This is a genomic window from Candidatus Frackibacter sp. WG13 (assembly GCF_900114655.1).
Taxonomy (GTDB): Bacteria; Bacillota; Halanaerobiia; order Halobacteroidales; family Acetohalobiaceae; genus Frackibacter.
The window spans coordinates 32,177-46,762 of record NZ_FOTT01000026.1 but is presented as its reverse complement, the minus strand read 5'-3'; the positions used below and the strand labels follow the sequence as shown (position 1 = coordinate 46,762).

Below are 14,586 nucleotides of genomic sequence, written 5' to 3'. Positions count from 1 at the left end.
CTTTTGCCAAATCTTTTACCCTTGCTTCTTTCTTATTCGTATCAATATCAATAACTTCATTTTGAACTCTAACATCAATATTGAATCTAGCTTCCATCCGTTCTGGAGTCTGGACTAATAATTTATCTCTTTCTTCAATCGTTCCTCCAATATAATATGGCAACCCACAATTAGCAAATGAGATATATTCTCCTTTTTCAAACATAATAATCTCCGCATCTTCATCCATTCTTCTTAGTCTAGCCGCTGTACTTGCTCCGCCGGCTACACCACCAATAATTAGTATCTTTTTAGCCATTAATTTAACCTCCATCAGTTGTAGTATAATTTAGTTGGTCTATTATAATATATATAATTCATCTGTATCTCAGTTAATTAAATCGGTTAATTATAATATATTAATTGTATAATTAAAAAAATAATTGAAACTTAAATTTCAATCATAACCACTCTATAGAAGAACTATAGTTATTTACTCAATTAATAATATATTTATAATTAGAATTGTAATTATAACTTAACTGAATAACGTCTCAACTATTGCCTTTGCATCTTCATTAATTACTGAATAATTAATCTCAACACCATTTCTTTTTCCTGTAATAATTCCTGCATTACGTAATTTAGCTAAATGTTGTGAAACTGTAGATTGTGGCACCTCTAAACAAGACTGCATATTTGAAACATTACAGCTACCAACCTTTAATAAACCTTTTACAATGCATAACCTTACTGGATGAGCTAGAGCTTTTAATATCTTTGCTTTTCCTTTTAAAAGCTCCATATCCACATCAAAATCTTTCATTTAACCTCTTCCCCCTAATTAATATTCATATTAATATATTATAATAATTAAATTTGACTGTCAAGATTAATCTAATTTAGATAGGAGAGACTTGGGTAGACCATCCTTCCCATCTAAAAACTCTATCCCTAATAATCTACCATCTTGGTCAAAATCTAAGACCTTATCCCCTACTCTAACCGATTCATTAACTCCACCTGGTGGAATATCTTCCAAATAAATATATGCTAAATCTGCTTTTTGGTCATAAGTGATTCTTAATTTAATTTCCATCGTATTTATTAATCCCTCCAAGGGAAAGTAGATTATGTATCGCTATCATTATTATTTATCTACAATAACGTAATTAAATACTTAACCAGAAATTCCTCTTTAAAATTTATGAACTTTTTATGTAAACACTTAAAAAGGTCTAGGGAAAGCTCCTAGACCTTTATTTTCTAATATTCAATTTTTGATAAAACATCTCATTATTTCTACTGGCGTTTTATTACATTAGAGGCCTGTAATCCTCTTTCTCCGTCTACCACATCAAACTCGACTTGTTCACCTTCTTCTAAACTTTTAAATCCTTCATCTTCAATTGCTGAATAATGTACAAAAACATCTTCTTCTCCTGGAACTTCAATAAATCCATAACCTTTCTCATTACTAAACCATTTCACTGTTCCTGTTTTCATAAAACTAAATTCCTCCTAAATCATTTACTTAATTAATTCTGATTCTTAAGATACATGCATAGTATCCGAGTTATTAAAGTGCTTTATACATAAAAGTTTAATTTTTTATTAAAAATCTTACATAATTAATTGCTGCCACCCAAAAATTTTATGTTAATTGTGTTTTAAATCTAATTATGAAATTGGCTTAATTAATTTTACTACTGTCTCTATATGATAAGTCTGCGGGAACATATCAACCGGTTGTACTTCTGCTACTTCATAATCTGCAGCAGTTAATATTTTTAAATCTCTAGCTAGACTACTTGGGTTACAAGAAACGTAGATAATCTTATCTGGTTTTAAATCTAAAAAAGTTTTTAAAACTTCTTCATGACACCCTTTTCTTGGTGGATCGACTACTATAACTTCAGGATACAAGCCATCCTGTTCCATCTGAGGTAATACTTCTCTTACCTTGCCCACTTGAAAGTCACAATTATTAATTCCATTTAACTTTGCATTATCTCTTGCATCTGCAATGGCTTGTGGTACTACTTCTATTCCATAAACTTTCTTTGCCGCTTGGGCTAAATATAGTGAAATAGAACCAATGCCACAATAAGCATCGATAACTCTTTCTTCTCCATTTAAATCAGCAGCTCTTAATACCTGCGCATAGAGTTTATTAGCTTGTAGTGTATTAACCTGAAAGAATGATTCTGGTGAAATCTTATATCTTATCTTACCGATATAATCTATGATCTTGTCTTGACCTGCTAATAGAATTGTCTTATCACCTAAAATAATATTTGTTTTACGGAAATTAATATTTTGGTGAATGCTAATTAACTCTGGTATCTCCTCCATTAACTGCTGACTGAGCTCTTCTTGGTAAGGTAGTTCTTCATCTTTGGTTACAAAGACTAACATAGCTTGATTTGTGCATACACCAACCCGAACTATTAAGTGACGTAAGATACCACTATGCTTCTCTTCATCATAAATGGAGATCTCATATTCGTTAATTAAGTTTAAAGTCTTCCTAACTATCCTATTAATTAATTGGTGTTGAATCAAACACTCTTGTGTCTCTATAATTTGATGACTACCAGCTGCATAAAAGCCTGCTACTACCTCTTCTTCCTTAATACCTAAAGGAAATTGAGCTTTATTGCGATAAAAATAAGGATTATCCATGCCAATTACTGGATTAACCTCTATTCCCTCCAAATTACCTATTCTTTCTATAGCATCTTTTACAATCTCTTCTTTATATTCTAATTGGGCTGCATAATCAATATGTTGCAATTGACAACCGCCACAATCATTACTTACTTCACATTGTTCAGTTACTCTTTCAGGAGCAGCCTTGACAATATCAATGATTTCACCTCGAGCATAATTCTTTTTAACTTTAGTAACTCTTATCTTGACTCTTTCCCCAGGTACTCCTTGAGGAACAAAGATAGCAAACCCTTCTTTTCTCCCGACTACATCGCCACCATAAGCTAAATTTTCTAATTCTATTATTACTTTTTCTCCTACTTTAACTGGTCTATCTTTGCTCAACACTTTTCAACTCCTTTGTTATTCTCTTTCTAATCTTTTATTCTACCCCTAATTCTTCTAATAGTTTTAGTCCATTCTTACTTAAAATCTTTAATCTATCTACTAAATCTAAACCTAAATCTGTTAACTGCCTCATCTCAGTTAATGGATCTTTGATAGGAAAGTCAGAGCCAAATAAGACCTTATCTACTCCATGAGTATTAATAATCTCAACTACTACTTCTTCTGGTAAAAAGTCTAAGGCACTAGAAGTATCAATGTAAATATCCTCTCCAATTAAATATTCCTTAGCTTCTTGCCACATTTGATAACCACCTAAATGGGCTGCAATAACTCTTAATTCAGGAAAGTCAGCTATAACCTGTGCTAATTTTTGTGGAGTACTATAATTATTAGCTGGCTCTTCTACTTGGTCTCCGACATGGAAGAGAACCAAAAAATCAGCACCTATTGCCTCATAAATAGCATATGCCTCTTTTGAAATAATATCAAACTTCTGAAAATCCGGATGAAGCTTAAGCCCTCCAACCCCTGCTTCTTTTAAACGAGTCAATTCTCCTTCTATATCTTCATATTCAGGATGAATTGTACCAAAGTTGACTAAATTCTCATCCTTAATTTTTAATAACCAGTCATTCACTGTTGGCACCTGTCTCGGTACAACAGCTGCTGCATGGACTACTGCTTTATATAATTCAGCTTCTTTAAACTTATTCATGAAATTATCAAAAGTCCCATTATTCTTAATCTGCAATTGATAGTGATTCTCTAACTGCTCTACCGCTCTACTTGCAATCCCTTCTGGAAAAATATGAGTATGAAAGTCTACTACCTTCACTTTTTAATCTCCTCCTATAATCTCTTCTCCTTTTATCTAAAATCGTCAAAGAAAACTCCATCTAAACTACTGTATTAGGTGGAGAGGTTCACAATAGGTCAAATCTAGACAATAACTCAAATCCGTTCTTATATAGTATCTTCCATTTATCTGTTAGACTAAGGTCTAAATTCAATACATTCTTTATCTCTTTAGCAGGCTTTTTGAGCAATTTGATTAATCTTATGGTCGTGTTTAGTCTAAATTCAATACATTCTTTATCTCTTTAGCAGGCACCTCCATTGGATAATCAGAACCAAAGAGAACTTTATCTGTTCCATGAGCCTTAATTAACTCACTCGCTCTTTCTAAAGATATGTAACGAAAGACGCTAGAAGTGTCTAAATATATATCGTGACCAATAATATTCTTTTCTGCCTCATCCCACATTCGATAACCACCTAAATGACCGGCTACTGCATTTAATTGAGGAAAATCTTTAATTACTTGTGCCATCTTTTGGGGGGTGCTATAGTTATCTTCAGTAGGATAAACATCATCTCCTACATGAAATAAAACTAAAAATTGGTCACCAATCTTTTCATAAAGTTCATACATCTTCTGATCTGTTAAATCGAACTGTTGAAAATCAGGATGGAGCTTCAAACCTTTAATCCCTAAACTTTTTAAGCGAATTAATTCCTTTTCAATATCTTCGTATTCTGGATGAATAGTCCCAAACCTAATTATACGTGGTGAAGTCACATCTGCAATCCAATTATTAACTGCTTCTACTTGTCTAGCATTTGTTGCTGAAGCATGCAAGACTGACCGATGAATGTCCGCCTGAGATGCTGTCGTTACTAAATGTTCTAGAGTCCCTACATTCTCTATCTCTATATTATAATGAATCTCTAATCTATCTATTGCCTTTGTAGCTACTTTCCTTGGAAATGCATGGGCATGAAAGTCAATTATCTTCATCAATTATCTCTCCCTTAATCTTTTTATAGATTCATCCCTCCTAATCATGAAGAATACTATCAGCTAAATAAGCCTAATGTTTATAGGGGTTCGTAAGCCCTTATAGATTTGCTCACCTCAATCATATTTGAAATCTAGGTTCTTACATAATCAATTGATACCGCCTACAAATTCCGCAACGACTTCCATAAATAAAGCATGGGTTGTTTTCAAACTCCCTAACGGTCAAACAGAAAACAACTTTTACCATGCTTTATTTATTTCAGTCTGCTCCATTCTAAATGGCTAACATCAATCGATTATGCGCGAAGTCTAACTTTTTAGCCGATATTACTCTATGAACAAAGTCAATATACCAAAAGTATAGTTTCCTCTTGTTACAGTTTGTGTTCGACTAACTTCTCACTTGTTCGCAAATTACTTTCTAATTATAACAAAATATGATCCTGCTTCTAAAAACGAAAATAGCACTACCTAATGAATTTAGGTAGTGCTGAAATAATGTTTATATTTTAAAGTTTAATCTATAGTTTATCAATTATCGCTTCAGTAATCTCAGTTGTACTTGCTTGACCACCTAAGTCTGCAGTTAATGTTTCACCTTCGGCTAAAACCTCCGCAACTGCATTTTCAATACTATCAGCAGCTTCTTTTTCGTCTAAATGACGTAACATCAAAACTCCAGATAATAATAAAGCAATTGGATTTGCCTTGTTTTGACCAGCAATATCCGGCGCGCTACCATGCACAGCTTCAAAAACAGCTATATCATCGCCAAGATTTGCACCTGGAGTTAGTCCTAAACCTCCAATTAATCCAGCACAGAGATCAGAAACTACATCTCCATATAGATTAGGTAGTACTAAAACATCATACTCTTCTGGATACTGAACTAACTGCATACACATATTATCAACAATCCGATCATCAAACTCAACTTCTGGATAATCTTTAGCTACTTCTCTCGCTACTTCTAAGAATAATCCATCACTTAATTTCATAATATTAGCTTTATGAACAGCAGTTACTTTCTCTCTATTCTCTCGCTTAGCATATTCAAAGGCTGCTCTAACAATTCTTTCGGATGCCTTTCTCGTAATTACTTTAATACTTTCTGCCGCATCGTCACCAACCATATGTTCAATACCAGCGTATAGACCTTCAGTATTCTCCCTTACAACTACTAAATCAATATCCTCAAACATAGTAGGAGAACCAGCAAAAGTCTTAGCCGGTCGCAGGTTAGTATATAAATCTAACTTCTTTCTAATCGCTACATTAACACTTCTAAAACCGCTACCAACAGGAGTAGTAATTGGACCTTTCAAAGCTATCTTATTATTACGAATGGAATCCAATACCTCTTCTGGTAACGGAGTACCATACTCGTCCATTACGCCAGCACCTGCTTCTACTTCCTCCCAATTAATCTCTACTCCAGTAGCTTCAATTATTTCCTGTACTGCTTTTGAAACCTCTGGTCCAATTCCATCTCCAGGGACCAATGTTATATTATACATCCTAGACTCCTCCTCAACTTATTATCTCTAATGTTCATACTTTAATTATCTATTCTTTATGCCCCTTCTTCTTGTTCCATCTCTTCTTTATAATCTTCATAAATATACATTAATTCTTTATCAAATAAAGCTCGCTTCAACTGTACTGCTGTTTCTCTAATTCTTGCTAAAAGATCATTTGCCTCTTGGTCTGTTAAATCAATTCCGTACTCTTTAAATTTGCTAACAATTGCTTTTTTCCCAGAATGCTTACCGATGATAATCTGTCTTTCTAATCCTACTTCTTCAGGAGCAAAGACCTCATAAGTAGAAGCGTTCTTTAATACCCCATCTGCATGAATCCCAGATTCGTGAGCAAACACATTAGTACCTACAATCGCTTTCCAAACCGGCAATTCACGGGATGAAGCCTGAGATACATACTCTGAAAGTTGTCTAAAATCTTCCGTTGAAAAGTCCATATCTACATTATATAAGTATTTCAACGCCATAACAACCTCTTCTAAGGCAGCATTACCAGCACGCTCACCTAAACCGTTTACAGTGACTCCTACGTAATTAGCACCAGCTTTAACACCAGCTAAAGCATTAGCAGCCGCTAAACCAAAGTCATTATGCGTATGCATTTCGATATCAATTCCTACTTCCTCAATGATATCTTTTACACGATCATGAATAACAAATGGCTCCATAATCCCTACTGTGTCACAATATCTTAATCTATCAGCTCCTGCTTCTTTAGCTTCCTTAGCAAATTTAACTAAAAAGTCTCTGTCACTACGAGAAGCATCCTCCGCATTTACTGACACATATAGGTTATTCTTTTTAGCAAACTCTACTGCTTTAACCATATTAGAAAGTACCCAGTCTCTATCCTGCTGTAACTTATGCTCAATATGAATATCAGAAGTAGATATCGAAATCGCTACTGCATCTACTCCACAATCTAAAGACTCTTTAACATCTGAAACAACCGCACGGTTCCAAGCCATAATACTAGCATCTAAGTCTGCATTAACTAAAGTTTGAATGGCTTCCTTTTCATCTCCACCCATAACAGGAATCCCAGCTTCAATCTGGTCAACACCAATCTGATCTAATAATTTAGCAATTCTGATCTTTTCTCGATTTGCAAAGACAACTCCCGCTGTCTGTTCACCATCTCTTAACGTAGTATCTACTATCTTAATCCCTTCCATCTAATCCACTCCTCTTCTTAATTTTTATACTTTTTAATGTATATTATTACATCATAGGTATAAAGAAAGACTCTAAAGTAGAATACTTAGAGTCAGAATTAATGTAATCCAAATTATAAATGTTTAAACTACTATATTTTGCTACTCTATACTACCTTCTTTAATTTTTAGAAAATTATGAAAAAGTAATAATTAAGACTAAGTACTCACTATTTAAAGCCCTCGTATATTAAATTATTAAAATATAGAATCCCTATCGTATAAAACCTACATATTCATTATATAGTTTTTTTTATTTTTTGTCAACCAGAATTATATAGAAAGAATGTCATATTAATAATTAAATCAATTCCATAATAAAATTCCTAGTATAATTAAATTATAATTTTTAGACGTCAGCAATCAATTATATAAGAGTCTTAATTATTATATAGTGGATTAGACTTAAATAATAATTCTCTACCTCTCTTATAGAAGTAGAGAATTATTAACTTTAGCTTAACTTTTCTCTTAACATTTGATTAGTCAATTGTGGATCAGCCTTACCACGTGTTTCTTTCATAACTTGTCCTACCAAATAACCGATTGCCTGGTCCTTACCACCTTTATAATCCGCAACCGCATCTGGATTATTTTCGATTACTCCATCGATTACATTTCCTAATTCATCTTCGTCACTAATCTGTTTTAACCCTTTTTCTTCTACAATTGTATCTGGGTCTTTTCCTGTCTTAAACATTTCCTCAAATACAGTTTTAGCAATCTTACTAGAGATTGTTCCATCATCCATTAATGCTAGCATTTCTGCTAAACCATCAGCAGTTATATCAGCTTCATTAATTTCTAAGTTCTCTTCATTTAATAGTCTCATTAAGTCACCCATTACCCAGTTACTAACACTTTTTGGATCGTCATGTTTATTTACAGTAGCTTCAAAGAAATCAGCAATATCTTTAGAATCAGTTAAGACTTCAGCATCATACTCTGGTAATCCAAATTCATTTATGAACCTCGCTTTACGGTCTGTTGGCAACTCCGGAATATCTTCTTCAATCTTCTCTAACCAAGATTCATCAACTTCCATTGGTACTAAGTCTGGCTCTGGGAAGTAACGATAATCATGAGCCTCCTCTTTTCCTCGCATCGAGAAGGTCTTTCCAAGATCATCATCCCACATTCTTGTTTCTTGAATTACTTCTTTACCGGCATTTAATACTTTTGCTTGTCTTTTTATTTCATATTTTAATGCTTTCTCAATTGCCTTAAAAGAGTTCATATTCTTTAATTCTGTCTTAGTTCCTAATTCCTCTTGTCCTTTAGGCTTAATAGAAGCATTAGCATCACAACGCAAAGAACCTTCGGCCATATTACAATCGGAAACCTCTAGGTATTCTAAGATACTCTTTAATTCCTTTAAGTAAGCAACTGCCTGCGCTGGAGAATGAATATCTGGTTCAGTTACAATCTCAATTAATGGCGTTCCAACTCGATTGTAATCTACCAAACTCCCTTCATCAGTAGTTCCATCGTGTACTAACTTACCAGCATCCTCTTCCATATGAATTCGATTAATTCTTACTCTTACCTCTTCATCTTCAGTCTTTACATTTATATGCCCATCTGTACATAAAGGTAAATCAAATTGAGAAATCTGGTATGCCTTTGGTAAATCAGGATAGAAATAATTCTTACGATCAAACTTACTAAAACTAGCAATATCACAATTTAAGGCTAGTCCTGTTTTAATTGCATATTCTACTGCTTTCTTATTTAATACCGGCAACACTCCTGGTAAACCTAAGCAAACCGGACAAGTATGTACATTCGGCTCTGCTCCAAACTCTGTACTACAACTACAGAATATCTTAGTATTAGTATCTAATTGAGCATGTACCTCTAGCCCAATTGTAACCTCATAATCTGCACCCATTCTTTACACCTCCACGATTAAATTACAATTCTGCACTTTCTTTATGAAAATCTGTATTCTGTTCAAAAGTATAAGCAACCTGAATTAACTTTTCTTCATCAAAATGATTTCCTAATAACTGTAACCCTATAGGCAAACCATCATTATCAAATCCACAAGGAATTGAAATTCCAGGAATACCAGCTAAGTTAGCCGGAATTGTACATAAATCAGACATATACATCTGTAATGGATCATCACTCTTCTCACCAATCTTAAATGCAGTCGTTGGTGATGTTGGCGAAATTAAAACATCATATTCTTCGAATACTTTTTCAAAGTCATCTTTAATTAAAGTTCTAACTTTTTGAGCTTTTAAATAATAGGCGTCATAATACCCCGAACTTAAAGCATATGTACCCAACATAATTCTACGCTTAACTTCATCGCCAAACCCTTCACTCCTAGTCTTTTTAAACATATCAATTAAACTGTTAGCCCCTTCGGCACGGTAACCATACCTAACTCCATCATAACGAGCTAAATTCGAACTAGCCTCTGCGGGAGCGATTAGATAATAAGTAGGTAGTGCATACTCAGTATGTGGTAAAGATACTTCTTCACAAGTAGCACCTAACTCTTCTAATTTAGCGATAGCAGCTTCTACAGCTTCTTTTACTTCAGCATCTATTCCTTCACCAAAGTATTCTTTTGGAATTCCAACCTTCATCTCCGAAACATCATCTACTAAAGATTCAGTAAAGTCTGGCACTTCTCTTTCAACCGAAGTAGAATCATGTGGATCATGCCCACAAATATAATTTAATGCTAATGCACAGTCTTCTACATCCTTAGAAAAAGGGCCAATCTGATCTAAAGATGAAGCAAAAGCAACTAATCCATATCTCGAAACAAATCCATATGTAGGCTTCATCCCAACTACACCACATAAAGCAGCAGGCTGTCTGATTGAACCACCTGTATCCGAACCTAAAGAGATAATAGCTTCATTAGCAGCAACCGCAGCAGCTGAACCTCCACTAGAACCTCCTGGTACTCGTTCTAAATCCCAAGGATTCTTAGTAGTAAAGAAACCTGAATTTTCAGTAGAAGATCCCATAGCAAATTCATCTAAATTGGTCTTCCCTATCATCACCGCATCTTCATCATTTAATTTCTGTACTACTGTCGCATTATACGGTGGCTTAAAGTTATGTAATATATTCGAAGAACAAGTTGTCTTAATCCCTTCTGTACACATATTATCTTTTATAGCTACCGGAATTCCTGCTAAAGGATTAATATCTTCTCCGTCTGCAAGCCTTTCATCTACTTTCTTAGCCTTATTTAAGGCTTCTTCTTTAGTTAAAGTGACATAGGCCTTAACATCTTCTTCAGTCTCTTCTATACGCTGATAGATTGAATTTATAACTTCTTCAGCACTTACCTCTCCTGCTGTTAATTTCTCATGTAATTCATGAGCAGTTAATTCATAAAGTTCCATTCCAGTCCCTCCTTTAACCGATTTATTCTCCTGTCTCTATAACTTTTGGTACTTTAAACGAGCCACTCTCTTTTTCAGGCGCGTTCTTTAAAGCAATATCCCTATCTAAAGATTCCTCAACAACATCTTCTCTAAAAACATTCTTAATTGGTAAAGCATGTGCTGTTGGTTTCACATCTTCAGTATCTAGTTCGTTTAGCTTGTCCGCATAGTCTAAAATATCATTTAATTGTTCTGTCATCTTTTCCTCTTCATCACTTGCTAACTCTAATCTAGCCAACATAGCTACTTTCTCTACCGTAGCCTGATCAATCTTCATTAACTTCACCACCCTTTCTTAAATATACATCTAGACATCTTTTATCATTATAACATAGCCTGGTAATTGAAGCAACAATCTCTAATCAATAGCTAACATAAAATTAGTATATACAGCCTTTAAAGAAATAATTACAAACAAAATGGTCAATATACCAACTATTGCTTTATGGTATATTGACCATTTTTGATTCAATATTAACTTTAAAGCCTACTTCTAAAGCTTTTTAACCTTGTCATCTATATCATTTACTAACCGTTCACTATCTTTAGCTATCTGCTCTAACATGCTCTGCAACTGGTCTATTGAATCTGAAACTTCTTCAAATTTAGAATTAACTTCTTCTGTAGAAGCCCAGATCTCTTCAGTAGAAGCGCTAGTCTCTTCGGTTTTACTAGATTGAGCTTCACTAATTTCGATTACTTTATTCATATTGCTTGTAATTGAGCCTGAAGAATCAGAGATAGAATCGAAGACATCAACAATGCTATTCTGTTTAGACTTTTCTGTGCCAACAGTAATCTCCTTCATCTTCTTCGTAGCGTCTTTAACTGCTTCAGTAATATTCTGAATCTGTTTAGCTGACTTGCTACTTCTTTCTGCTAACTCTCTTACTTCCTCTGCTACTACTGCAAAGCCTTTACCCTCTTCTCCAGCTCTAGCAGCTTCAATAGCAGCATTTAATGCTAATAAGTTAGTTTGTTCGGTAATATCCATAATAGTATTTGAAATTTGACTGATTCGCTCTACCCTTTCTTCCAAATCCTGAACAGCTTGTGTTGCACTATCTAAAATCTTATTTCCATATTTGATATCCTTATCGGTATGCTGCATCTCTTCAAAGGTCTTACTTCCCGCTATATGCATCTCTTGAGACCGTTCAGATAACTCTTCAATAGTAGCTGCTACTTCACCGATAACCTTGCTTACTTCATCAACTGATTCGGCTGATTGGCCTGTGTTTTGATTAATCTGAACAATATTAGCCGTTGCTTCTTGCAGAACAGTCTCTAATTGCTCTGCATTTTGATAGATACCATTAATTATCCCCCGAATAGTTTCTAACATATAATTATACGCTTCTTCTAATTGACCAATCTCATCTTTACTCTTAACCTCAACTTGCTGTGAGAAGTCTCCTGCTGCTACTAAATTACTTACATTAACTAAATCTAAGATTGGCCGACTAATCCTCTTAGCAAATAGATTAATGATTATAGCAGCACCTACCAATAAAATAATACTAATAATAATTACATTATTCCTAGTTTGCACTAAGGCAGCCATGGCTTTATCAAATGAAATCCCTATATTTAATGCCCCATCTTTATAAGGTAGTACAATTTGATAAATATGATGATCATTCAAATTTAACAATTGAGTCTTAACCGCTGCTTCATTTATTACTTCTTTAAATATATCATCACTCTTAGAAGCCTTTTTTATCTCTGATGCAAACTCTTCATAAATACCACTCTTAGCTACTACCTCTTTATCTTTATCTAATACTGTTATGTAATCTATTTCATCTTTACTACTTAACTCTTTCAAAATACTCTGCAATCCAATCTTATCTTCTAGCTGCTTTAAAAAACTAGCATCCATACCAACCTGTACTATACCTGGTTTATCTTTTCTGCTAACACCGACAAACTTAAATAGTTTACCATCTACATCACGAACCATTGCCTTTTGTGCTACTACTTTATCAGGGTTATCTAAAATCTTTCTAAACTCATAGGCTTGTGCTTTAGGGTCATCAGGAAAAGTCCATCCCAAACCATCGGTGAAATTAGTTAAGGTTACTGTACCTTGACCATTAGTTATCCAAAATTCATCAATTCCTGTTTTCTTTGATAATCTAATTAAATCTTGGTTATTAATATCTCCTTCATTTAACAGGTCAGCTATTAATTGAGCTTCAGCAATCATCTCTTTTTCTAAAACTTTTTCAGCACTTTTATAGGCAGTTTCAGCATTAGCACTACTGGTCTTAATTACATCTGCTAATAACTCTCCTTGCCTTTTAAAGTTAGCCATAGTCTCTACACGATTCTTATAAATAATATAACCAGAAATAATAGCAAGTGTCCCAATAATAACTACCAACATTAAACCTATCATCTTCACTCTTAAATTAGAATTTAATCTTTTAAGCAAAATTATCTCCCCTTAAATATGTAATTTGAAATCTAATTTTGTATAAATTTGTCCTTTTTTATATTATACCACTTGTTATAATAGATATCAATCTGATGTTTGTTATCTTTAAATATAAAACGAGGTAGCAGAGTTAACATCTATAATAAGCTTTGAAAGGGGGAGCTATTATGATGACCTTCTATTGCTACCTCGGGGGTCTAACTATTTTTATTTATTTTCAGTCTTTTTATATGGAATACGTTTAGCCGGTTCAAACTGACTCTTAGCTTCCTTTAATATATCCTTATAAAGTCCAACGTTTCTATCCTCAAGATGGTCAAAAATCATTGGAGATTTCGTACCATAGCTTACATTCTTAATTGGGTCATCATCTAACTCAACTGCAATAATCTCTTCTACACCACGAGCCTGTGCCAACTTCTGTGCGATTGGACTAACGATCATGCTGTGTCCAAAGTTATAGTTATTACCAGCATCCGGTCCAACAGCATTAACTGAAATCATATAAACGTGGTTATCATAAGCCCGTGCCATATTAGTCATTTCCCAAATATCAAAGCTTCTCAACAAAGCAGCCGGTCTAATGATTATTTCTGCTCCTTTAACTGCTAGCAATCTACTTAATTCTGGGAAGTCACCATCATAACAAAGAATCATTCCGATCTTTCCTAATTCCGTATCAAATACTTCTGCTTTATCACCTGGAGTAGCCCAGCCGCCACCGGCTAATCTCTCTGTTGGGAATGGATGAGTCTTACGATAAACACCTACTACGCCTTCCGGTCCGATTAAAGCAACTGAATTATAAACGATTCCTGGCTCTTCTCCCTGTTCATACGTAGGTAAAGCAACATAAACTCCGTGTTCTTTAGCTGCTTTCTCTACCGGCTCTGTTACCTTGCCAGGAATAGGGCTTACTAGTTCATATAACTCTTCTGCTGACATAGCTGGATCAAAACCAGTAGTTACATCCTCTGGAAAGACAATAAGTTCAGCATCATATTCATCTACAGCTTTATCTATCCACTTAACTACTTTGGCTAAGTTTGCTTCTACATCATTTGGTTTAATAGCAATCTGTACACCTGCTGCTACAAATTTTTTCATTAATACTTTCCTCCTTATCTATAATCAA

14 protein-coding genes are annotated in these 14,586 nt (G+C 34.2%); all 14 read right to left on the bottom strand.

Annotated features, from left to right (window positions below; translation table 11 throughout):
* Positions 1-298: FAD-dependent oxidoreductase (locus BM077_RS12000; RefSeq protein WP_177188348.1), on the bottom strand; the 298-nt coding region annotated here is incomplete at its 3' end.
* A 219-nt stretch (positions 299-517) separates the two neighbouring features.
* Entirely contained in the window at positions 518-805 is a 288-nt protein-coding gene (locus tag BM077_RS11995) for an ArsR/SmtB family transcription factor (RefSeq protein ID WP_089750674.1), read from the bottom strand.
* Positions 806-871: 66 nt separating this feature from the next.
* Complete coding sequence (locus tag BM077_RS11990) at positions 872-1,078, bottom strand: DUF2283 domain-containing protein (protein ID WP_089750671.1); 207 nt, start codon at positions 1,076-1,078, stop codon at positions 872-874.
* A 203-nt stretch (positions 1,079-1,281) separates the two neighbouring features.
* Entirely contained in the window at positions 1,282-1,485 is a 204-nt protein-coding gene (locus BM077_RS11985) for a cold-shock protein (RefSeq protein ID WP_089750670.1), read from the bottom strand.
* A 174-nt stretch (positions 1,486-1,659) separates the two neighbouring features.
* Positions 1,660-3,039: a 23S rRNA (uracil(1939)-C(5))-methyltransferase RlmD gene (gene rlmD, locus BM077_RS11980; protein WP_445082269.1), complete on the bottom strand. Its 1,380-nt coding sequence runs from the start codon at positions 3,037-3,039 to the stop codon at positions 1,660-1,662.
* Between the two features lie 34 nt (positions 3,040-3,073).
* Positions 3,074-3,874 carry an amidohydrolase family protein gene (locus BM077_RS11975; protein WP_089750668.1) on the bottom strand — a complete coding sequence of 267 codons (801 nt, stop codon included), beginning with the start codon at positions 3,872-3,874 and terminating at the stop codon, positions 3,074-3,076.
* A gap of 234 nt (positions 3,875-4,108) precedes the next feature.
* A complete protein-coding gene (locus BM077_RS11970; protein ID WP_089750665.1) occupies positions 4,109-4,837 on the bottom strand; it encodes an amidohydrolase family protein in 729 nt (242 codons plus the stop codon).
* 524 nt (positions 4,838-5,361) lie between these two features.
* Positions 5,362-6,357, bottom strand: coding sequence for an isocitrate dehydrogenase (NAD(+)) (locus tag BM077_RS11965; RefSeq protein WP_089750663.1), 996 nt, complete (start codon positions 6,355-6,357; stop codon positions 5,362-5,364).
* A gap of 56 nt (positions 6,358-6,413) precedes the next feature.
* On the bottom strand, positions 6,414-7,556 hold the full coding sequence (gene nifV / locus BM077_RS11960) for a homocitrate synthase (RefSeq protein ID WP_089750661.1): 1,143 nt from the start codon (positions 7,554-7,556) through the stop codon (positions 6,414-6,416).
* Positions 7,557-8,049: 493 nt separating this feature from the next.
* Positions 8,050-9,486: an Asp-tRNA(Asn)/Glu-tRNA(Gln) amidotransferase subunit GatB gene (gene gatB, locus BM077_RS11955; RefSeq protein ID WP_089750660.1), complete on the bottom strand. Its 1,437-nt coding sequence runs from the start codon at positions 9,484-9,486 to the stop codon at positions 8,050-8,052.
* A gap of 22 nt (positions 9,487-9,508) precedes the next feature.
* On the bottom strand, positions 9,509-10,969 hold the full coding sequence (gene gatA, locus BM077_RS11950; RefSeq protein WP_089750658.1) for an Asp-tRNA(Asn)/Glu-tRNA(Gln) amidotransferase subunit GatA: 1,461 nt from the start codon (positions 10,967-10,969) through the stop codon (positions 9,509-9,511).
* 22 nt (positions 10,970-10,991) lie between these two features.
* Positions 10,992-11,288 (bottom strand): Asp-tRNA(Asn)/Glu-tRNA(Gln) amidotransferase subunit GatC, encoded by a 297-nt coding sequence (gene gatC / locus BM077_RS11945; RefSeq protein ID WP_089750657.1) that lies wholly within the window; start codon positions 11,286-11,288, stop codon positions 10,992-10,994.
* 216 nt (positions 11,289-11,504) lie between these two features.
* Entirely contained in the window at positions 11,505-13,448 is a 1,944-nt protein-coding gene (locus BM077_RS11940) for a methyl-accepting chemotaxis protein (protein WP_089750655.1), read from the bottom strand.
* Between the two features lie 210 nt (positions 13,449-13,658).
* Complete coding sequence (locus BM077_RS11935) at positions 13,659-14,558, bottom strand: carbon-nitrogen hydrolase family protein (protein ID WP_089750653.1); 900 nt, start codon at positions 14,556-14,558, stop codon at positions 13,659-13,661.
* Positions 14,559-14,586: the final 28 nt, after the last annotated feature.

What these genes read in the sequence shown, in the direction of transcription:
- gatC (WP_089750657.1), bottom strand. Translation starts at nt 11,288, where the DNA reads ATGAAGATTGATCAGGCTACGGTAGAGAAAGTAGCTATGTTGGCTAGA.
- gatB (WP_089750660.1), bottom strand. Translation starts at nt 9,486, where the DNA reads ATGGGTGCAGATTATGAGGTTACAATTGGGCTAGAGGTACATGCTCAA.
- gatA (WP_089750658.1), bottom strand. Translation starts at nt 10,969, where the DNA reads ATGGAACTTTATGAATTAACTGCTCATGAATTACATGAGAAATTAACA.
- nifV (WP_089750661.1), bottom strand. Translation starts at nt 7,556, where the DNA reads ATGGAAGGGATTAAGATAGTAGATACTACGTTAAGAGATGGTGAACAG.
- BM077_RS11990 (WP_089750671.1), bottom strand. Translation starts at nt 1,078, where the DNA reads ATGGAAATTAAATTAAGAATCACTTATGACCAAAAAGCAGATTTAGCA.
- BM077_RS11970 (WP_089750665.1), bottom strand. Translation starts at nt 4,837, where the DNA reads ATGAAGATAATTGACTTTCATGCCCATGCATTTCCAAGGAAAGTAGCT.
- BM077_RS11935 (WP_089750653.1), bottom strand. Translation starts at nt 14,558, where the DNA reads ATGAAAAAATTTGTAGCAGCAGGTGTACAGATTGCTATTAAACCAAAT.
- BM077_RS11995 (WP_089750674.1), bottom strand. Translation starts at nt 805, where the DNA reads ATGAAAGATTTTGATGTGGATATGGAGCTTTTAAAAGGAAAAGCAAAG.
- BM077_RS11965 (WP_089750663.1), bottom strand. Translation starts at nt 6,357, where the DNA reads ATGTATAATATAACATTGGTCCCTGGAGATGGAATTGGACCAGAGGTT.
- BM077_RS11985 (WP_089750670.1), bottom strand. Translation starts at nt 1,485, where the DNA reads ATGAAAACAGGAACAGTGAAATGGTTTAGTAATGAGAAAGGTTATGGA.